Here is a 22,378-nt window from a genome sequence, read left to right as displayed (position 1 = left end):
TTTAGCTATACGGTACAGGCTGGTGATACGAGCAGTGACCTTGATTACACTTCTACTTCGGCATTAGCCTTAAATAGTGGAACGATAAAAGATGCGGCTGGCAATAATGCAACTTTAACTTTGGCAGCACCAGGAGCAGCGGGTTCATTAAGAGCGAATAAGGCGCTTGTGATTGATGGTGTTGTGCCAACGGTTTCGTCTGTAACTTCTTCAACAGCTAACGGTACTTACAAAGCCGGTGATGTGATTAGTATCCAGGTTAACTTTTCGGAGAATGTTACAGTAACAGGTACGCCACAGCTTACTTTAGAAACAGGCACTACCGATAGGGTTGTTAACTATGCATCTGGTTCGGGTACTTCTACCTTAACCTTTACGTATATTGTACAGGCTGGTGATACGAGCAGTGACCTTGATTATACTTCTACTTCGGCATTAGCTTTAAATAGTGGAACGATAAAAGATGGCGCTGGCAATAATGCAACCTTAACTTTGCCAAGCCCTGGGGCTGCAAATTCTTTGGGGGCAAATAAAAATATAGTGATTAGCACCGCCCCAAAATTTACCAACCTCAACAATGATTATATTACTTGGGCAGGTGTAGCCAATACAGTTGTTTTAGACGCAGTTGGCAATGCCACCATTAGCGATGCAGAGCTTGATGCCCTTAACGGAGGCAATGGAAATTACGCAGGTGCATCTATAACTGTACAGCGTAGCAATACGGCCTTAGATAGCGATATTTTTGGCTTTAACACTAGCGGCGCATTGTTTGCCGTAAGTGGAGCAAACTTGCAAAGAAATGGGCTAACCTTTGCCACATTTACCAATACTGGTGGCGTACTTACTATAACCTTTACAAGTTCAGGTACTATGGCAACTAAGGCTTTGGTAAATAATGTGCTGCAACGTATAACGTATAGGAATGATACTCCAGCCGGCAATGCCACTATCGGTTTTACTTTTAGTGATGGAGTGTTAAATACTACAGCAAATGTGACGGTAACCTCGGATACGATTTATATTACCAATACAAGCGACACGCCAACTATTGATGTAAGTGATGGGGTAAGCTTTAGCGAGGCAGTGGCCATAGCAGCTGCTGATGCTACGGGCAGTCAGATATTGGTTTTTTCGAGCGCTTTTGCTAGTGCCACGGTTTCATTAAGTGGTAGTTTGTCTATTAACGAGAGTTTAACCATTAACGCTGATGCTGCATCGGGTTTAATTATAAATGGAAGTTCTACCATAAGCTTGGGTGGTGGTACAACGTTGACTTGGACCAATACTACAGGTACAACTGCTTTAAATGCCACTTTGGGAGGTGCTGGTTCTTTAGTAAAAGCAGGAACAGGTACTTTGTCCTTAGGTAGTGTAAGTAACGAGGCCAATATGTCTGGTGGTATTACCGTAAATGCGGGTACTTTGCAAATAACCAAGGACGACCAACTTTCTTCGGGTACGTTAACACTTAATGGTGGTACCTTAGCGGCAGGTACTATGGCTATAGACAATGCAATTGTGCTTGGCGCAGGAGGGGGGACTTTTTACACTACAGGAACACTTGAGGTAAGAGGTATAGTGAGCGGCACTGGAGCACTTACTAAATTGTCGACTGGTGCTCTTTTTTTGTATGATGCCAATAACTTCTCTGGTGGTTTAAACATTAACGGAGGTATGGTTGCCGCTTTCAATTCTACTTCTGCATTAGGCTCGGGGCTTATTAGCCTAGCCAGCGGAACTCAGCTTGGTTTTGCCTCCATTACTGGAGGAACATTATCAAATAATATCCAATTAGGTGGTGATGCGACTATTATAAATGGCAATTTCGCTAATACAAGTATTACCTTAAGTGGGGTTATTTCTGAAACTGGAGGTAGTCGTAACCTCACCTTAAATGCTGGTATTGGTGCCAACTCATCTATCACCTTAAGTGGCACAAATACCTACACGGGCACCACCACCATAGGTAATGGCATAATTAGTATTAATAATTCATCTAATATTGGCTCTGGCGCAATCATAATCAACGGTGCGGGTAATGTTTTTCGAATTACAGGAGCTAATGTTGCTCTTAATCATAATATCACTTTGTCTAGCAATCCTATTGTCAGTAACGACAATAGGATTACACTTTCAGGAAATGTTAGTGGCAGTGGTTCATTAACTAAAACAGGTGCCGGTATATTAACTTTATCGGGTACCAATACTTATTCTGGTAGTACAACAGTGTTTGCAGGTACATTGAATGTAAATGGTAGTTTGGCAAATACTTCTGGACTAACCGTAGCTAGTGGTGCAACATTAGCGGGTACTGGTAGTGTTTTTGCAGCTGCTTCGAGCAATACCGTTACCGTTAATAATGGAGGTACATTGGCGCCAGGCAATAGCCCAGGTAAGTTGACCATTAATGGTAATTTAACGATGGCGAGTGGTAGTACCTTAGCCGTAGAAATTAACGGCACAGCGGCTGGTACAGGTTACGATCAGGTAGAAGTATCAGGCGACGTAAATGTTACGGGTGCTACGCTTGTGGCAACGCATAGTTATACACCAGGTAATACCGATGCTTATACCATTATCAACAAAACAGGTTCAGGTGCAATAACTGGAACATTTAGTGGTTTGGCTGAAGGTGCAACGCTTACTGCGGCAGGCAATGGTAAATTGCTAATGGTATCGTATATTGGCGGTACGGGCAACGATATGGTATTAAGTTACCAAAACCCGTTGCCGGTTACCCTTGTTGCTTTTACGGCAAAGGCCGATGGCAATTATGCCAAATTACAATGGCAAACCGCCAGTGAACAAAATAACAGAGGCTTTGAGATTTACCGTAGTGGTGATGATCAGCAATTTGTGCAGGTAGGCAATGTTGCTGCCAAAGGAGTAGGAGCTTATTCGTTTACCGACAAGCAGCCGCTAAATGGAAACAACTACTACAAATTGGTACAGGTAGATCGTGATGGTAAAACTGAAGAGTTGGGCGTGAGAATAGTAGCTTTTAACTTTACACCATATAGCTTAAACCTATACCCCAACCCAACTACTGCTAAAGTTACGGTTGCCTTTGAGGCGGGCAAATACCAGCGTTTGGTTTTGAGCAGCGTAGATGGCAAAATATTGCAGCAATTACCGTTAAACAAACAAGAGGCCAACAAACAAATTAGTTTTAGTAATTATCCTCCGGGCATCTATTTTGTTAAATTGTTAGGTGTAAAAACAGCTGTACTAAAAGTGATTAAGCAATAAGGTTTTGCTGTAGATAATACTTGTGTTGGGTGTTCTCACCATACCACGATATAGGTTGCTATAACTTTGTCAACTTTCTAGCAAACAGTATAGAAAGTTGACAAAGTTTTAATGGTTCTGTGCATCCCATAATCGGGACACGTATTGAGGTAAATATTACTTTTTAACTCAATAAGTGGTTAACAGAGATAATACCCATTTTAAGACTGCTGCTTAGCTCGCTAAAACAATAATAAGTTGCGAGGTAAGCAGCAGTTTTGAAGTCAACTGTGTTTTAACGGCCGTTGTTTAATGTGGCAATCGGCCCCTAAAGTAGCCATATACCCAAGTGCCTGCAATGGCACTTAAAAACGTAACGGCAATAACGGTAGCGCCAGTGCCTATTTGTGCAAATAATGGCCCTGGGCAAGCACCTGTAATGGCCCAGCCAAAGCCAAAGATTAAACCGCCGTAAATTTGCCCTTTGTTAAATGTTTTGGGCGATATTTTAATGGGTTCGCCATAGATGGTCTTGATGTTAAATTTTTTAATAAGGAATACGGAAATCGCACCTACAATTACCGCACTGCCAATAATGCCGTACATGTGGAACGATTGTAAGCGAAACATTTCCTGTATGCGAAACCAGCTCACTACTTCGGCCTTTACAAACACCACACCAAATAAAATACCCACTACAAGATATTTTAATTGATGATACCATTTGTGCTGTAGGCTGCTTTCATTTACGCATATGGCGTCTAAAGAGCGTATTTCTAAATCTGTATTTTGTTGCATAATAAATGTTTTAAAGGGAAAGAATAAGCGGTAAAATAAGGTTTGCCATGATAAAGCCACCTACCATAAAGCAAATGGTAGCCACTAGCGAAGGCCATTGTAAATTAGAGAGGCCCATAATGGCGTGTCCGCTGGTACAGCCGCCTGCGTAACGCGTACCAAAGCCAACTAGAAAGCCGCCAACAACCATTAATAAGAAACCTTTTAAGGTAAATACAGCCGACCAATTAAAAATATCTTGTGGCACAAGGTTATTGAAATTGGTGATGCCATAACCGGCCAGTTCTTTAGCCAAGTTAGGGTTAATGGCTACAGGCTGCTCATTAGCTAGCAGGTTAACCGCAATAAAGCCACCTAAAAAAATACCTAGTACAAAAAATAAATTCCAAGCTTCTTTTTTCCAATCGTATTTAAAGAATGAAATATTTGCGGGGAGGCACGAAGCGCAGATATGCCTTAACGACGAGCTAATGCCAAATGTTTTGTTGCCAATAATTAACAGGATTGGAACGGTTAAACCTATTAATGGGCCTGCTACATACCACGGCCAAGGTTGTTTTAAAAAATCTATCATTTATTAATTATTTGAAATTGTTTGAAAATATTGTAAGTGGGAGCTAACACCCATTTAAACACTTATTTGAGGTTCAAATAGGTTATTTGTTGCTATTAATTAATTTTTCTAGTTCGCTGCCTACCACTACGCCCGATTGGCGCCATAACATTTTTCCTTTTTTAAATAAAATAAGGGTAGGTACGCCTTGCACTTGATAGGCCGATGCTGCTTGCGGGTTTTTATCGACATCAATTTTAATGATGCTGGCAGTTTCGCCTACCTTTTTTTTCAAATCGTCTAAAATGGGCGACATCATTTTGCATGGCCCACACCAGGTGGCAAAAAAATCTACCAATACTGGTTTATCTTGGTTAATAATCTCTTGAAAGGTCATAGGATATTGAAATTAAAAAAATTAGGTTAAAGTTAACGATGTTTAACCTTTGGTTGTTCTTTTTTAGCACTTCAAGAAGTGTTTTAACGTACTTCCTCGTAACTAATATCTTGTGTTTTTTTAGTATTTTCTTTTGTGCTAACGCGACAATTGCCCGTACTACAACAGCCAATGTTTAATAAGGGCATTGCTGCAAAAAATCCACCAAGAGCCACTAATGCCCAGTCTTTTGCTATAAAGCCTTGTACCGCAACAACTATACCCAAGGCTAGGCGTATTAATCTCATGGCGTTCCAATTGCTAAAATAATTGTTCATCTCTCTTAATTTTTATCAAGTTAATAAATACTTCTGTACCCGCCCTAGGCGTAATACTGTTAGTGCAGGGGTGCATTGTTTTTAAGCTAAAATATGGTTCAAATACTGCGCTATACTCGCTAATGTTACCTCCAAAAGGCGGGTGTGGCTGGTTAAAATCCTTATTAAATAGCAACCCAATTATTTTGCCTTTTGCTTTAAGCAAAGTGCTTGCTTTTTTTGCATATGCTTTTCTTTTAGCGGGAGCAATGGCACAAAAAAAGGTTTGTTCAATCATTAAATCGTATTGTCCTTGGTGCTCAAAAAAATCGGCCAATAGTACCTTTACTTCGGGATGGCCTGCAAATTTTGCTTTTAACACTTCTACCGCTTTAGGTGCAATATCAATTAAAGTAATGTTGGTAAAACCGTTTTTAAGTAACCATTCTGCTTCGTAAGCATTGCCACAGCCCGGAATAAGTATTGCTGCATTTTTGTTGGGGTATTGCTGCATATACTGGGTAATTGCTGGTGCGGCCATTCCAATATCCCAAGCGGTTTGCCTGCTTTGCCAACGTTGGTCCCAATAGTTTTGGTCTAGTAATACTTCGTTTTGCAATGCACAATCAGCACTGTTTTGTTGTTCCTTTTTCATGTAATGCCTTCAAATTTAAGGCAATTAAAGCACTTTACTTTGACAAACAAAATCGGTTTTAGGTACCGCTGTATTTGCAATGGCATTAAAGCCCCCCGTTATTTCACTAAAATTTCTATAGCCTCTTGCCTGTAAAATGCTGGCGGCAATCATACTGCGGTAACCGCCCGCACAGTGTAGGTAAAAATGCGTTGCTGGGTCGATGTCGTTTATCCACTGGTTAATATAGGCCAAAGGTTTACTGTAAGCATCGTCAACATGTGAGGCGGCATATTCACTTTCTTTGCGCACATCAATTACGGTATGTTCGCCAATTTTTACTTCGTTGGCAAATTGCTCTGCCGTAATTCGATTTACGGTGTCAATTTCTTTCGCTTCGGTTAGCCAGGTCTGGAAACCTCCCTCTAAGTACCCTAAAATATGATCGAAACCAACTCGGCTTAAACGGGTAATGGCTTCTTCTTCTTTTCCAGGTTCGGTAACCAATAAAATGGCTTGTTTTACATCCATCACCATGGCGCCCACCCAAGGTGCAAAATCGCCATTTAAGCCTATGTTTATGGCCTTAGGGATAAATCCTTGTGCAAATTCGGCAGCACTTCTCGTATCTAAAATTAGGGCGCCTGTGTTTTGGGCAGCTGTTTCAAATGCTGTTGGGCTAAGCGCTGTTAGGCCCGTTGCCAAGACTTGGTCGTAACTGTTGTATCCTTTTTTGTTCATGGCCACGTTCATGCCAAAATAGGCTGGCGGAGGTAACAAACCATCAATAACGGCTGCAATAAAATTAGCTTTACTGCTTTGGTTTAAAGCGTAGTTTGTTTTTTTCTGATTGCCTAAGGTGTCCACAGTTTCTTTCATCATGTTTTTACCGCAAGCAGAGCCTGCACCGTGTGCCGGGTAAACGGTAATGTCGTTTGCCAATGGTAAAATTTTGTTGTACAAACTTTCGTAAAGCATGCCTGCCAAATCTTCTTGGCTCATGTTGGCTGCTTTTTGCGCTAAATCTGGGCGACCTACATCGCCTAAAAAGAGTGTGTCGCCACTAAATAGCGCCGTTTCTTTGCCATTTTCGTCAATTAACAAGTAGCAAGCGCTTTCTAAGGTGTGTCCTGGGGTGTGTAGAATTTTAATTTTTACATCGCCAATTTCAAAAACTTGTTGGTCGGTTGCTATAATAGCCTCAAACTCGGGAGCTGCCGTAGGCCCATACACAATAGGGGCATTGGTTTTTTTGCTCAAATCTATATGACCACTCACAAAATCGGCATGAAAATGTGTTTCGAAAATGTATTTAAGCTTTACAGCATCTTTTTCAAAACGGGCTAAGTAAGGTTGTGTTTCACGTAGCGGATCAATAATGGCGGCTTCGCCTTTTGATGTAATGTAGTAAGCACCTTGTGCCAAACATCCTGTATATATTTGTTCTACGGTCATTTTATGATATTTTAATTAATGATAAGGCAAAGTTGCACAATAGTTTTCTCGCCTACAGTTACATTGGTTACATAAGCGCTAATTAGGCTAGCAATGTTTCTTTTAAGATGATGTAAATGCCCATAACGAGTACAAACCAACCAAATGCGGGCTTTAGTTGTGTGGCCTTAATTTTTGTTGAAAAATAAGTGCCTATGAGCACACCAAGTATGGCCATAGCGGTAATGGCGCTTAAAAACTGCCATTGAATAGCTGTGCCATCTAGCGAAAATAGAAAGCCCATTAACGAGTTAAGCGAAATAATGAGTAGCGAGGTGCCCACGGCGGTTTTCATGGGTAATTTTAAGAGGTTTACCAAGACAGGAATAATTAAGAAACCTCCGCCTGCGCCTACTAAACCAGTAATTATGCCTACCAATGCGCCTTGAGCTAACATTTTGTGGTAAGGTATGGATAGTTTCTGCTCAGAAGCGGCTTCGGTAAGGTCTTTTTTTCGAATCATGCTTACCGAGGCAAAAATCATGAGCACGGCAAAGAGCAATAGCAGTAAGATGCTTTTATCAATGGTGAAACGACCAATAGTTAAAATTTTTTGCGGAATGGCCGGCACCAAATACCTTCTGGTAAGGAAAACGGCAATAACAGAGGGTAGTCCAAAAATAAGGGCCGTTTTGAGGTTAACCCATCCTTTTTTGAATGAGGAGAAAGCCCCTACAGTACTGGTAAAACCAACAATAAAAAGCGAATATACGGTAGCTAGCATGGCATCTATACGAAATAAATAGACTAGTACGGGAACGGTAAGGATACTGCCGCCACCGCCAATGAGACCTAGAGATATGCCAATAAAAATTGAGGCTAAATAGCCTATTGTTGTATCCATTTTGCTTTAATTGATAGCACAAAGGTCTATCAATTGCGATGTTTATACAGCAACTTTGGTTACATAAGCGTTATTTTATTTCTGCCCAGCTTCACCATGCCATTTTCTTCTAATTGTTTTAATAGCCTCGAAACCACCACTCGGGCAGTTCCTAGCTCGTTTGCCAATTGTTCGTGGGTAATGTTTAAGGTAGAACTGTTGGTAAGCTCTTTTTTCTTTTGGAGTAAATCTAGCAGCCGCTCATCTACTTTTTTAAAGGCAATGGCATTTACAATGGTTAAAAGCTCTTCAAACCTTTTATGGTATAAGCGAAAAATGTAATCTAGCCATTGTGGATATTCCTTAATAAACATGGAAACTTTCTCTATCGGTAAAAAAAGAATTTCTGCATCTTCTTCTACTTCTGCTTTTACTTTGCTGGTTTCGTTATGCAAGCCACCCAAAAAAGACATGATACAGCTTTCGCCAGCCTTAATGTAGTACAACAAGATCTCTCTGCCATCTTCTTCTGTACGAATTACTTTTAAAGTGCCTTTGGTAACAATAGGAATGGAGCGTATATGCGAATTTTCATTAAGAATGAGCGTGCCAGCTTCATAGTTTTTTTTAATGCTAAATTCATACAGCTTTTTTACCAGCTCTGGCGAGGTGCTAAATTCAGTGATTTGTTGTAAGTCGTGCATTTTACAAAGGTAGTAAAACTCTTGGCCATCAGTTGCTTTCTGTTTCCGTTTTGCATAGCTTGTTATTTCGTTGTCGGGATAGAAAATACGCAAGAATACCCGTGGTGTATTATCAATATAACAATAAATAACTGATATAAAATTATTTGCGTATTAGTTTAAATCCTTCCCTGCCCTCCCAAATAGTCGGGATAAACTCTCCAAAAGGAGGATATGCAAATCGCATAGTTATACGCCATGTGCCCCCCTATGGAGGGGGTAGGGGGAGGACAACGAATCAATACTGCACTACGGGTGCAAGAATTTAAAGCAAAATGTTAACTTCGCCTTATTACTTGCCGCCATTGAAACTTAAGTTGCTGCTTTTCTTTTGCTGTTGTTGTTTTGTGTTTCAAACACAGGCACAATGGAATAACCCACGCCAAAAGGGGCTTATGCAAGATTCCTTGCTTTTGGAGTATAATTATAATCTCGATAAAAGAAAACAAATTGAACAATTTTTAACGAATATCTACAAAGAGCAAAATGATTTAGAAGCGATTGCTTTTCTTGAGGTGTTAAAAATAGGGATAGGGATAGACCAAAGATCTTTTGAAGAACTTGAAAAGTTTGTTAACGAGGTAGGGGTTAAGTATCGGGAGTTTCCAAATGTTCAGGCTAGAGCATATCGTACCATCGGATACCATTATTTTATTGGATTAAACAATTACGAAAAAGCATTTGACGTTTACCTCAAATTAGAAAAGTTACTTCGGCTTTATGATGATAAGGTAATTACAGATTATGCAGATTACTGCGGTGAAATTGTTACCGCTTTCTATAAGTTTAAAGATTACAAATCGGCTATAAAGATTGGTGAGATTGGCTTGGTAAACGCTAGCAATAAATGGTATATTTATAATACGCTTGGCTTGTGCTATATAGAGCTACACCAGTTAGACACTGCAAAGAATTACTTCCAGCAAGCAGTTACGGAAGCTAAGCTAAACAAAATGGCTCCAATTTATCAAACTATTGCGCTGGGAAATATCGGTTACATTTATTATTTAAGAAAAGATTATGAAAAGGCTAAGCCTCTTTTTAAAGTCGATTTAAAGGAGGCATTAAAAAATGAAGATTTTGGTTTAGCGGCAGGGTCTTCAATTCCGTTATCGGATGTGCTTATAAAAGAACGTGCTTATGCCCAAGCATCAAAATTGTTAGACGAAACAAGAACTTACATTGCTAAAAGTGGACAGGTAGAACGTTTAGAGAAATTTTTTCCTGTAAAAAGTAGGTATTATCAAGCCTTGGGAGACTACTCAAAGGCTTTGGCATTTAGAGATTCTACTATAAAGGCCATAGTTAGAAACGATTCGATATTTAATGGCTTGCTGGTAATGCGGGCGCAGCAAAGAACCGATTTGGAGCGCATTGCCGACGAGGCAACTAAGCTAGAAAACTATAAGCGTATAACGGAAACTAGAATTTTTGCGCTAATAGCTCTCTTTATAATAGCTGTGGTGTTTTATTTAGTGGTAAGAAGGTATCGTAACAGAATTAAAGCTGATAAAAAGAAAATTGAAGAGCTTAATAGAATTATGGAATTGAGACAAGGTTTAAGTGCCGATATGCATGATGACATTGGCAGTACGCTGAGCAGTATTTCTCTCTATACACATTCACTATTAATGAAATCTGCTGATGAAGATAATAGGGCCGTGCTAGAAAAAATTAAAGCAAATGCTCAAAATATACAAGAAAACATCAGCGATATTATTTGGAGTGTTAATCCAAAAATGGATTCGATGGAGCAGGTAGTGGCCAGAATGCGTGCTTTTGGCGCCGATATTACCGAGTATGCCGGTATAAAATTTGAATTTGATACAGATGCAAAGATAATTGCTTTGCCCCTAACCATGGAGGTAAGGAAAAACCTGTATTTAATTTATAAAGAAGCAATTAATAATGCCGTGAAGTACAGTAATTGTAAACAAATAAATATCTCTTTAAAGAGTAATAGGGAGGGGTGTTTTGAGATGGATATAGTGGATAACGGAAACGGTTTTGAGCTAGATAAAGCACATGATGGTAACGGTATAGCCAATATGCGCCATAGGGCTAAAGCTATTGGTGCAACACTCCATATTTCTACCGAAACACAGCGTGGAACCAGAATAAGACTAGTGCTTAGTAGCTAATATTGGCTATTGTAATGCGGCAACATAGCTATAAATTTGTGCGCTGTTGCAATTGTTTTTTTAATTTAGAAACTGTTTAAATTTTGGTTAAATAAAGATGTATGAACGGCGGGGACGCCGTCCTCTGCAGGTGGGGCAACGTTTGGCGTCCTTGAACTTGTTCCGATTTTATCGGAAAACGCCATGTAAAATATTTATCCATTTTTAAATAGATTCTTAACAAAGGCAGTCGATTTATAAAAAATTACCTCGATGAAAAAGCGCATAGTTATATTTGATGACGACCAGACCAGAAGAGATAGCCTTTCCATGTTGATTAACATGTGCGAGGACATGACTTGCGTAGGTACTTTTGTTAGTGCTGCTAATGCCGTAGCAAAGGTGAAAGAAATCCAGCCAGATATGGTGCTGATGGATATTGACATGCCACAAGGCGATGGCATAAGTGGTACTCGCCAGATTAAAGAAGTATTCCCCGATTTGCCTGTTATCATGCAAACCGTGTTCGATGATAATGAAAATATTTTCGAGGCCATTAAAGCCGGTGCAAATGGCTATTTGCTAAAAAAAACACCTCCCGATAAATTACTAGAACAACTACGCGAAGCGTTGCTTGGTGGCGCCCCCATGACCGGTGCTGTAGCTATTAAAGTGTTGCAATTTTTCAGGGAAAAACCCATTACCGCTTCCTATAACCTTAGCCTAAGAGAACAAGGTATTCTCAAATTATTGGTAGCTGGGCATAGCTACAAGATGATCGCCAATAAGAGTAACATCTCTTACTTCACGGTGTGTAATCACATTAAAAAAATCTACGATAAACTACATGTGAACAGTGCTACCGAGGCGGTTCGTATTGCAATTCAGGAAAAGCTAACTGATTAATCATGAGGCCTATTTTTTAATCTTTTTAGATCAAGTTATTGCCGTTAAAATATAGGGGCAGTTAACTAGATATAGCCCGTTGGCTAGGCTTGGTTAATCGTTTTATAACTCAAGCCCCCAATGCCTAATAGCTATAATTAGCCATTGTGTAAAAGCTAGTTTTACTCTTTTTTTGTGTGATAAAAGCGGTTTGGGCTATAACATTTTTTCGAGAAATATAATTTCAAGATGTGCTATTACCCCATTGCCAGTTTATTAATTCGCCAATCTTTGAATAATTAAGAAATGAAGAAACTTTACTTTATGCTGTACCTCATGTTATTTACTGTGGTTTTAGCACCAAGTTCTTATGGTCAAGCTAATTCTGTTACTTTCGATTTTGAAGGTGGTAGTAGTGACTGGGATTACGAAATGAGACACTATAATGGAGATTATGTTTTAAAAACGGTTTCAGTAGGTAATAAACAGCATGTTTCAAGAAATTTGTCATTTGCTGGTGGTGCGTATGTTGGTACTGCTCTAGGTGGTTATACGAGCAAGGTTACCTTCTCTATGTATGACGAGTCGCCATTTGATTTTAATTCGATGGATATCAAAAATTATACGGGAAATAAGACCTTTAGGATTACAACTAGTAAAGGTGGTATCGTTACTATGGCAGCCGGAGACGGTGGAGTAATCAAAATGACGAGTCCTGCTAATGATCCAAACTTTAAGCAAATTACTTCTTTCATCTTAGAAACCACCGATGGGCAAATGATTGTTTTATTTGATAATGTGAAGTTAGATAATATTACAGACCTTATTGCCCCAAAAGTAAACTCCGTTACATCATCAAGTGTTAATAATAAAACATACGTTGCTGGCGAAGAGATTATGATAGACTTAAATCTATCGGAAAAAGTAACGGTAACAGGGGTACCAACTTTGACACTCGAAACCGGAACTACAGATCGTGATGCTACCTATGTTTCTGGCAGCGGTACTACAAAGCTCACTTTTAAATATACGGTTCAAACTGGCGATATGACCTATCAGCTAAATTATGCATCCACATCGGCTATAGCCTTAAACGGTGGCAGCATTAAGGATAGGGGAGCTAATGACCTGGAATTATTGCCTCCGGTAGATTGGAGAGAGTCATTAAAAAGTAGCAACATTGCTATTGATGCACTTGCACCAACGGTAAACTTGGTTACTTCACGCAACGCAGAACGTGCTCATAAAGTGGGCGAGGTGATTACCGTAAGAGTAGAGTTTTCGGAAAAGTTAGTGATCACAGGAACTCCCCAGTTAGCATTGCAAATAGGGAGCACAACCCGTAAGATAGATTATGTTGGCCAAGACCTTTATATTCTCTTTTTTAATTACACGGTGCAAGCCGGCGATGTGTCTAGCCGCCTAGATTACGCTTCTGCCAATGCATTAACATTAAATGGAGGAACAATAAAAGATGTTATAGGTAACGATGCCGTGCTAACTTTGCCAAGCCCAGGCGCAACGAACTCTTTAGGGGACCTTAGAAACATCTCAGTAGATGGGGCTGGGCCAACAGTAGCAAGTGTTACCTCTTCAAAAGATAATGGTACCTATAAACTTGGGGACGTAATAGGTATTCAAGTAAATTTCTCTAAAAATGTTTCGGTAATTGGATCACCACAAATTACCTTAAAAATTGGGTCGGTAAACCGAGCAATTTCTTACAGTTCTGGTTCGGGTACCAGCGTGCTTACATTTAACTATACGGTGCAGGCTGGTGATATTGCTACACGTTTAGACTATGCATCTACTACTGCACTGGCGCTAAATGGCGCTACCATAAGAGACGGTGCCGGAAACGACGCTCTATTAACTTTACCAACACCAGGGCAAACAAACTCTTTAGGGAACCTTAAAAACATTACAATAGATGGCACCGTGCCAACGGTAAGCTCTGTAACTTCTCCCGACGAAAATAAGACCTATAAACTAGGCGACGAAATTACCATTCAAGTAAATTTTTCAGAAAATGTTACCGTAACCAATACACCACAACTTACTTTAAGAACAGGCGCTGTCAATCGTGTAGTAGATTATTCATCGGGCTCGGGTACTTCCACCTTAACTTTTAAATATACCGTACAAGTGGGCGACAGCAGTGCCGATTTAGATTATTTCGATCACAATGCACTACGATTAAACGGCGGTACCATCAAAGACGCCGCTGGCAATGTGGCCACATTAACGTTGCCAACTGCGGGGGCAGCTAATTCGCTGGGTCATAACAAAGCTATTGTGGTTAACGGCGAACTTGCTAAAGTACTTAGCGTAACTTCTAGTAATCAAAATAGGAGTTATAGAATAGGCGATAATGTGTTTATTTGGGTTGATTTTTCGGAAAACGTTACGATAACGGGTACCCCACAACTTACTCTAAAGCTAGGCTCTACCTATCGCAATATTAATTATGTTAGTGGTTCGGGTACATCTAGCATGCGCTTTGATTATACCGTGCAATTGGGCGATTATACAGACGATTTAGACTATTTTGATGCCAATTCGCTTTTATTAAATGGCGGAACAATTAAAGATCGTTTGGGCAATAACGTGGTGTTAACTTTACCTGCTCCGGGCGCTACAGGTTCATTAGGTGCCAACAAAGATATTAAGGTTGCCAAAATAGAGCCCAATGCAAATGGGGTACTTTTTGTAAATAATGGTACTTTTGAGTATATCGAAAATGGGACAACTTGGTCAACAGCTATCAGAGAATTAGCTAATGCATTAAAAATAGCTAAAACCCAAAACAACATTAAGCAGATATGGGTAAAAACAGGTACTCATTATCCGAAATATAGCCCAGCAGATAATAACTTTGGCAAAGATGCTGGTAGAGACAACGCTTTTGCATTATTGAACAATGTGAAGGTTTATGGTGGTTTTAGCGGTAGTGAAACTAGCATTGAAGGACGTAATGCGGCTAACAGAACTATTTTGAGTGGAGATATTGGTGTAGGTGGCAATAGTACAGATAATGTTTATCATGTGATAGTAGTTTCTGGCAATTTAGGCACAGCCACACTTGATGGCTTTACCATTACCGGAGGGAACGCTAATGGAGCAGGTGATATCACGATTAATGCTAATCAATTCTCTAGGGACGTTGCAGGAGGTATTTATCTGCATTCATCTTCACCTACATTTGCTAACTTAACTATTAGCGACAATACTGCTGCCAGTAATGGCGGTGGAATGTACCAGACTAACTATTCGTCGCCTACCTTAACCAATGTTACGGTGAACAATAATATCGCAAGCAATGGCGCAGGTATGTACAACTTAAATTCGTCTTCGCCCATTTTAAGCAATGTAACTATACAAAGTAATACTGCGCTAGCCAGTGGAGGGGGTATTTATAATTTAAATTCGTCTGCTCCTAAACTTACCAATGTAGTGCTTGGCGGTAATAAAGCCAATGTAGATGGTGGCGGTATTTATAACGCGAATGGTTCTTCACCAGAGCTTACCAATGTACTGTTACGCGGCAATAAGGCCGAAGGTAATGGTGGCGGTATATATAACAAACAAAATTCTCCAGCCACATTAGTTAACGTGACCTTGAGTGGCAATTGGGCAAACGCTAATGGCGGTGCGCTTTACAATGATGCTTCAAACCCTAAGTTGTATAATAGTATTGTATTTGGCAACAGTACTGGCGTTTTTAACGCATCAAGTACGCCAGCATTTTATAATTCGATTATAGAAGGTAGCTTTAACGGAGCTAGTTGGGTTAACGCCTTAGGTACCAATGGTGGTAATAACCTCGATGCCGATCCTAGATTTGTTACTGCGCCAAACTTTAATACGGCACCTTTTACCGGCGGTAATTACAATTTACAAGCATCTAGCCCCGCTATTAACGCTGGAAACAATAGTTATTACGCCGGGCTTTCTGCCACTACTAAAGACTTGAATGGGCAGCTACGAGTTTATGACTATGCGCAAAATGGCCGTATAGACTTGGGCGCTTTCGAATACCAGTCGGCGGTGGGTGCTAGTGCAGATAATGTACTTTTTGTTAAAAAAGGAGCAACTGGCAATGGCTCAAGTTGGACAAATGCTCTTGGTGAACTGGCCGATGCACTGAAGACTGTGAGAACAACACCTGGTATTAAGCAAATTTGGGTAGCTGCGGGTACCTATCACCCAATGTATAGCCCGGCAGATAATAAATTTGGCGTTGCTGACGGTAGGAATAACGCTTTCTTATTGGCAAAAGACATCAAAATATATGGAGGCTTTGCTGGTACAGAAAGTAATACCGCCGAGCGAGATACCACTACATGGGCACACAGATCTATTTTAAGTGGCGATATTGGTGTAATTGGCGACAATGCAGACAATGCGTATCACGTAGTGCTTTCTGTAGGTGATGTTGGCACAGCAACCCTTAACGGTTTTACTATTAAGGACGGTAATGCAGGGGGAGGCAACGAACAAACTATAACCGTAAGCACTAAATTGATAATGTCTAAAAACCATGGAGGAATTTTAACAGACGCTTCTTCGCCAATACTTTCTAATTTAACAATAACAGCCAATACAGCCCAAAATGTAGGAGGCGGTATAGGTATTACTGGAGGTGCTAAACCAAGTATTAGTAATACCATAATTAATGGCAACTCAGCCTTAAGCGGATCGGCAGTTTATATTAATTCTACATCACCAACATTTCAAAATGTAATTATGAGCGGAAATAGTGCGGGCTATGCTGGTGGAGGTATTTACGTGAATGGTGCATCATCGGCAGTTTTTACAAACGTAACCATTAGCGGTAACAAAGCTAATACTGCTAATATGGGAGGCGCATTACATATCCAGTCCCCATCAACAACAGTGCCTTTCTTTTATAACAGTATCATTTATGGCAATAATACCGGAGTGAGTGCGGAATACACTACCGTTGGTGCTAAGTACTATAACAGTATTGTACAAGGTAGTCGTGGTAGCGGTAATTGGCTGTCAACAACTGGGGTTAATGGCGGCAATAACTTAGATGTAGATCCGAAGTTTGTAACCATGCCTGCACACGCTACCGCACCATTTATCACCGGTGATTTTCAATTGCAAGCAACCAGTCCAGCAATCAACAAGGGTAATAACGCCCACTATACAGATCTTTCTGCAACTACAGCGGACTTTGCTGGTAAGCTTAGGGCTTACAATTTTGCGAATGGTGGTGCAATAGACATGGGCGCCTACGAGTATCAGGGATTACTTCCACAGACCATCAACTTTGCAGCCTTAGCCGATAAAACCATTAGTAGTGCCGATTTTGTAATTAGCGCTACGGCCAGCACCGGCTTGCCGGTAACCTTTGTAAGTAGCGATCCAGCTATTGCACAAGTTTACGAAGATAATGGTGCCTGGAAGGTGAAAATTAAAGGAGCAGGAACAGTGGAAATAACGGCAGTACAAGCAGGTGATGCCGCGTACGAACCAAAAGAAGAAGTACAAACCTTACAGATTATAGATCCGGCACTGCCCGTAGAACTGTTCAATTACACCGCACAAATAGCAGCTAGTTATGCCAAGCTGCAATGGCAAACTGCCAGCGAGCAAAACAATAAAGGCTTTGAAATTTACCGCAGTGGCGATGATAAGCAATTTGTTAAAATAGCGGATATAACAGGAAAGGGCAACAGCAATACCGTTAATGCTTACCACTATGTAGATCAGCAACCATTAAACGGTAACAATTATTACAAGTTGGTACAAGTAGATAACAATGGCAAAGCCACCGAACTGGGCGTTCGTTCTTTAGACTTTAGTCTTTCGGCCTTAGCTTTTAACTTATATCCTAACCCAACAAAAAACAAGGTGATGGTAAATTTTAAAGCCGCAAAATACACTGGTTTTACGTTAACTAGTGTAGATGGAAGAGTGCTAAAATCTATTCCATTAAAGCAGCAACAAAGTGAACTGGAAATAGATTTGTCGGATTATCCAACTGGAGTGTATTTTATTAGGCTAATGGGGACAAGGGAAAGCATCGTGAAAAAAGTAATTAAACAATAATAAATATAACCCGTAGTGTATTCTCAATAAATAATTGATATACAAATGTTTGTATGTTAAGTTTAAATCTTCCCCTGCCCCTCGGAGAGGGGGATATGAAAATGCTTAAGCACCGTGTGTCCCCCTTTGGAGGGGGTGGGGGGAGGATAGCTAATTAAATCGATAATGCAAACGGGTAGTAATAAATATGTGCTGCTACTGCCATGTTGGCAAGCGAAAGCAGTGGCTCGTTCGAAATAAATTTAAAATACAAGCTGCTGCAAAAAAGAAAATAAACACCATCTGCTAAAGCTACGCTCCATGCTTTGCGCTCTCTAGCCTCTTTATATGTGAAATGTAAAGGGGCTTTTTTGGGTGCTTTTTTATAAAACAAAAAGCTGTATGCAACACACCGCTAGATAGCGGTTTTATGCAATTGCCCAATTATTTAACATCTAAAAGTTGTAAAGTGATTGATTTTATTATTTTTGCGCTCAAATACACTCTTCAATCTTTACACCCACAAAATTTATGAAACATTTTTACAAACTTTTTAAGGCCACTGCATTAGCTTTGCTTTTGCAATTAACAACACTTTATGTAAAAGCCCAAACTACCCTTGCGCCTGGTGATATAGCCTTTATAGGCTTTCAAACCGGAGGGGCGCCTGCTACACAGGATGGTTTCTCTTTTATTACCTTAAAAGACATAGCACAAAATACTAAGATTTATTTTACCGAGAAAGGATGGGGCGGTACAACCTGGGTAACAGGTAGTACAGAGACACATTTATTGTGGACAGTTCCTGCTTTTACACCTGCAGGTACTATAGTATCGATTGTAGAAACAGCTACAGCTGATGTATTTACAGTTACAGGCACAACAGGCACCTCAATTACATTTGCACAGGGGGTGAATTTTAACCTTTCCGGAGGCGACCAGATGTTGGCCTACCAATCATCTACGGGTGCCGAACCGGCATCACCTACATTTATTGCAGGTGTGCATGCCGATTATAATTCAACGGATTATGATCCTGCGACTACATGGAATACTGCATGGAACGGTACAACCGGGGCAAGTGGTGGTAACGAAAGTGCATTGCCAACAGGTTTAACTAATGGGGTTAACTGTGTTTCATTATTTCCGGCCCCAGGCCCTGAAATTGCTAATAGTAAATATACCGGTACACTTACGGGTACACCAGCAGCTTTATCTACAGCTATTAATACTCCGGCAAACTGGGCTCATCATGCAACTAATGATTTAGGTATAACCCCATCAGGCTATCCAACACCTTCGTTATCTGCTCCTACAACTACCATTACTTCAATTACAAGAGCAAGTGCAAACCCAACATTACAAGCTAATGTATCCTATGTCGTTACTTTTGGAGCGTCAGTTACAAACGTTACTACAAGTAATTTCTCCATAACTACCACAGGCAGTATTTCGGGAGTTGCTGTTTCAGGTATAAGTGGTTCGGGTACAACCCGTACGGTTACCGTAAACACAGGTAGTGGTAGCGGAACACTTAGATTAAACTTTGCCAATGCTACAGGTATTTCACCGGGCATATCTACAACATTACCGTTTAATGGCGAAACTTATACCATTGATAGAACCGCCCCTTCCGCTCCGGTAGTTTCAAGTCCATCAAACGGAAGTACCTATGCCAATAACAAGCCAGCTATTTCTGGTACCGCAGAAGCAAACAGCACGGTTACAATTATTGTAGATGGCGGCAATGTTGGCACCGCTACAGCCAATGGATCTGGAAGTTGGACTTATGCTATCTCAACTGCTTTAGCTGATGGTTCACATACCGTTCGTGCTACCGCTACCGATGCTTTGGGCAATACTAGTAGTAGTAATACTAATACTTTTGTGATAGATACCCAAGCCCCTTCCGCTCCTGTAGTATCAACACCATCAAATGGAAGCACCTCTGCCAATAACAAGCCAGCTATTTCTGGCACCGCAGAAGCAAACAGCACGGTTACCATTATTGTAGATGGCAGCAATGTTGGCACCACTACAGCCACTGGGTCTGGAAATTGGACTTATGCTATCTCAACTGCTTTAGCTAATGGTTCACATAACGTTCGTGTTACCGCTACCGATGCTGCGGGCAATGAGAGTGCAAGTAGCAATACCAATAGTTTTACGATAAATACCACTTTACCGGTTAACTTAATCCGCTTTGAGGCTACAACCGAAAATAAGATAGCCAAGCTGCAATGGCAAACCGCCAGCGAGCAAAACAATAAAGGCTTTGAGATTTATCGCAGTGGCGATGATAAGAACTTTGTTAAAATAGGAAATGTAACAGGAAAAGGCAACAGTAATACCGTTAATGCTTACCAGTATGTAGATCAGCAACCTTTAAACGGCAATAACTATTACCGCTTATTACAGCTAGATAACAATGGTGTCGCTACCATATTGGCAGAGAAAGCCTTGAGCTTCAGTTTGTCCGTAACAGGCGTAAGCATTTACCCTAACCCCGTACAGCAGCAGCTTACTGTTAACTTTGCTGCGGGCAGTTATCAAAAACTAGTGTTATATGGACTAGATGGCCGTGTACTTGCACAGCTGGCATTAAGTGCAGGCCAAAGTACAGCAGTAATAGCTATGCACAGCTATGCCAAAGGACTGTACATCGTAAAACTAGTAGGATTGACTAAAGAAGAAGCGGTAAAAGTGATGAAATTATAATACCAAACTACAGTATATTTAAAATGGCTGGCCTTAGGGCTGGCCATTTTTGTGAAGTGATTATGGCTTAAATTTTATCTATTTGAATAGATCATGCAAAACTAACTGCTTTGCCAAGCTACCTTAGCCCTGGCACTAACCGCTGGTTCATTATTGGCAGTTTTAGCAACATAAGAATGGAGTTGTCCTTCAAATATGCCTATGCTATAAATTACTGCTGCTTTAAAATAATGTTTGTTTTCCGAAATATAAACCCTCTTATCGCCTTTAGTCATTAATATAGGCCTAACTACAGCAATTACCATTACAATGCCCTTGTCAACAGGCCTAAATTTAAACGCAGATAAAAAATCCCCATAAGTTCTCGTAATATGGAATTCTAGGTAATCCGTAGCCTGCACTTCAACATGGCGAGTATCCTCATTAATCAAAAACACATAATAGTAAGGCGCAATACCTTTCAAAGCCTCTTTACCACAAAACCAACCGTTGGCATTCAAACGCAACGTTACATCAAGTCCTTCACCATTGATAACTGTATCCAAACCAATAACTAGACCATAACTACTGTGCCAATCAACACCTTTTTGGATACGCCATTTTTTTAACAGAGCCACATCTCCACGGCATAAGCGCTTTTCCTTTCCGTAATGCGGTGTATCGCTGTGGTATAGCTTAACAAGTAGCCGCAATAACCGCTGGTAAGTTTCTCTAGCAGCAAAACGTGGTTCAAAACCAATAAAGCCTCCGTAAATAGAAGAGGCAAAAACATTAGCTTGTTTAAAATAAACGCCTGCAAGTTTCGAACTAGCCGATAAACCGTAAGGTTTGGCAGAAATCTTGTTTCTCATGGTAAAAACATTTATATTTGGTTTATGTAACTGGTTGAATATCAAATATAAGTGTTTTTATTAAAATCTCCCTACAACTATCTACAACTCTGTTAAACTCCCTTCAAGTCTGTTCAACTCCGTTCAAGTCCGTTCAACTAGCAGATAGCTAGTGTGTAGCCAGTGTATAGCTAGTATGTAACTACTGTAAATCATAGGGCTTAAAATCTAGCTAACAGACCTTGAAATAAATTCAGCGCTTGCTCCAAGTATAGGAGGCAAGGGCAGATGGGCATTTCCTCTTGCTGAATTTATTATCTCGTTAAAGGTTAAAGCCTTGTAATTTATTACAGTTACACCCGTTTGCATTATTGATTTAGTTAGTTCTCCTCCCCCTTGCCCCCTCCAAAGGGGGACACATGGCGTATAACTATACGATTTGCATATCCCCCTCTTGGAGGGGGTAGGGGGAGGATTTAAACTTCATGTACAAATATTTGTATATCAATTATTTATTGATAATGTACTACGGGTAGTTACTTTAGTTTCTTTTGCGGACGTTGGCGTCCCCGCCAATGGGCTAAACATTCTTAACTTAACGTGAGTTCGGGTTAATAAAATGTTTTAAAGTTAGAACAACTCGTTTTTTATTTAAACCACAGCTATTTTCTACTACTAACGTGAATTTTGGGTGTTACGCCCTGATAATCAGCATACAACGCCAGCACGCAATCTTTCCTGCCCTTACCGATAGCGGTACAAGCTATGCCGGGCATAGGCACTCCATTTTTTCGCTTTT

Annotated in this window: 14 protein-coding genes; 5 read left to right on the top strand and 9 right to left on the bottom strand. The window is 40.4% G+C overall.

Annotated elements, in window-relative coordinates:
• Positions 1-3,252: autotransporter-associated beta strand repeat-containing protein (locus B3I52_RS04325; protein ID WP_293299218.1), on the top strand; the 3,252-nt coding region annotated here is incomplete at its 5' end.
• A 288-nt stretch (positions 3,253-3,540) separates the two neighbouring features.
• Here B3I52_RS04325 and B3I52_RS04320 read toward each other — a convergent pair.
• The 8 genes from B3I52_RS04320 to B3I52_RS04285 all read right to left on the bottom strand — a co-directional run bounded on the left by B3I52_RS04320 (position 3,541) and on the right by B3I52_RS04285 (position 8,930).
• Positions 3,541-4,029, bottom strand: coding sequence for a DUF6691 family protein (locus tag B3I52_RS04320; RefSeq protein WP_293299217.1), 489 nt, complete (start codon positions 4,027-4,029; stop codon positions 3,541-3,543).
• A gap of 10 nt (positions 4,030-4,039) precedes the next feature.
• Positions 4,040-4,603, bottom strand: coding sequence for a YeeE/YedE family protein (locus tag B3I52_RS04315; protein ID WP_293299216.1), 564 nt, complete (start codon positions 4,601-4,603; stop codon positions 4,040-4,042).
• Positions 4,604-4,685: 82 nt separating this feature from the next.
• Positions 4,686-4,979: a thioredoxin gene (trxA, locus tag B3I52_RS04310; protein ID WP_293299215.1), complete on the bottom strand. Its 294-nt coding sequence runs from the start codon at positions 4,977-4,979 to the stop codon at positions 4,686-4,688.
• Between the two features lie 83 nt (positions 4,980-5,062).
• On the bottom strand, positions 5,063-5,296 hold the full coding sequence (locus B3I52_RS04305; protein WP_293299214.1) for a hypothetical protein: 234 nt from the start codon (positions 5,294-5,296) through the stop codon (positions 5,063-5,065).
• Positions 5,280-5,930 carry a methyltransferase domain-containing protein gene (locus tag B3I52_RS04300; RefSeq protein WP_293299213.1) on the bottom strand — a complete coding sequence of 217 codons (651 nt, stop codon included), beginning with the start codon at positions 5,928-5,930 and terminating at the stop codon, positions 5,280-5,282. The genes B3I52_RS04305 and B3I52_RS04300 overlap by 17 nt, the downstream gene beginning before the upstream one ends.
• Before the next feature lie 24 nt (positions 5,931-5,954).
• Positions 5,955-7,364 (bottom strand): MBL fold metallo-hydrolase, encoded by a 1,410-nt coding sequence (locus tag B3I52_RS04295; protein WP_293299212.1) that lies wholly within the window; start codon positions 7,362-7,364, stop codon positions 5,955-5,957.
• 82 nt (positions 7,365-7,446) lie between these two features.
• Positions 7,447-8,247 (bottom strand): sulfite exporter TauE/SafE family protein, encoded by an 801-nt coding sequence (locus B3I52_RS04290; RefSeq protein ID WP_293299211.1) that lies wholly within the window; start codon positions 8,245-8,247, stop codon positions 7,447-7,449.
• 59 nt (positions 8,248-8,306) lie between these two features.
• Complete coding sequence (locus tag B3I52_RS04285; protein ID WP_293299209.1) at positions 8,307-8,930, bottom strand: Crp/Fnr family transcriptional regulator; 624 nt, start codon at positions 8,928-8,930, stop codon at positions 8,307-8,309.
• Positions 8,931-9,364: 434 nt separating this feature from the next.
• Between B3I52_RS04285 and B3I52_RS04280 the strand changes: the two genes are divergently transcribed.
• From B3I52_RS04280 to B3I52_RS04265, 4 genes are all read left to right on the top strand, one after another.
• Positions 9,365-11,110, top strand: coding sequence for a tetratricopeptide repeat-containing sensor histidine kinase (locus B3I52_RS04280; protein ID WP_293299207.1), 1,746 nt, complete (start codon positions 9,365-9,367; stop codon positions 11,108-11,110).
• A 252-nt stretch (positions 11,111-11,362) separates the two neighbouring features.
• Positions 11,363-11,995 carry a response regulator gene (locus tag B3I52_RS04275; RefSeq protein ID WP_293299206.1) on the top strand — a complete coding sequence of 211 codons (633 nt, stop codon included), beginning with the start codon at positions 11,363-11,365 and terminating at the stop codon, positions 11,993-11,995.
• Positions 11,996-12,280: 285 nt separating this feature from the next.
• On the top strand, positions 12,281-18,052 hold the full coding sequence (locus tag B3I52_RS04270; RefSeq protein WP_293299204.1) for a choice-of-anchor Q domain-containing protein: 5,772 nt from the start codon (positions 12,281-12,283) through the stop codon (positions 18,050-18,052).
• Positions 18,053-18,562: 510 nt separating this feature from the next.
• On the top strand, positions 18,563-20,749 hold the full coding sequence (locus tag B3I52_RS04265; protein WP_293299202.1) for an Ig-like domain-containing protein: 2,187 nt from the start codon (positions 18,563-18,565) through the stop codon (positions 20,747-20,749).
• A 101-nt stretch (positions 20,750-20,850) separates the two neighbouring features.
• Here B3I52_RS04265 and B3I52_RS04260 read toward each other — a convergent pair whose 3' ends face one another.
• Complete coding sequence (locus tag B3I52_RS04260) at positions 20,851-21,600, bottom strand: hypothetical protein (RefSeq protein ID WP_293299200.1); 750 nt, start codon at positions 21,598-21,600, stop codon at positions 20,851-20,853.
• Positions 21,601-22,378 lie beyond the last annotated feature (778 nt).

This window comes from Pedobacter sp. UBA4863 (assembly GCF_002399615.1).
Lineage (GTDB): Bacteria > Bacteroidota > Bacteroidia > Sphingobacteriales > Sphingobacteriaceae > Pedobacter.
Note: the sequence above shows the minus strand (reverse complement) of the source record. Positions and strands in the feature narration are given on the sequence as shown.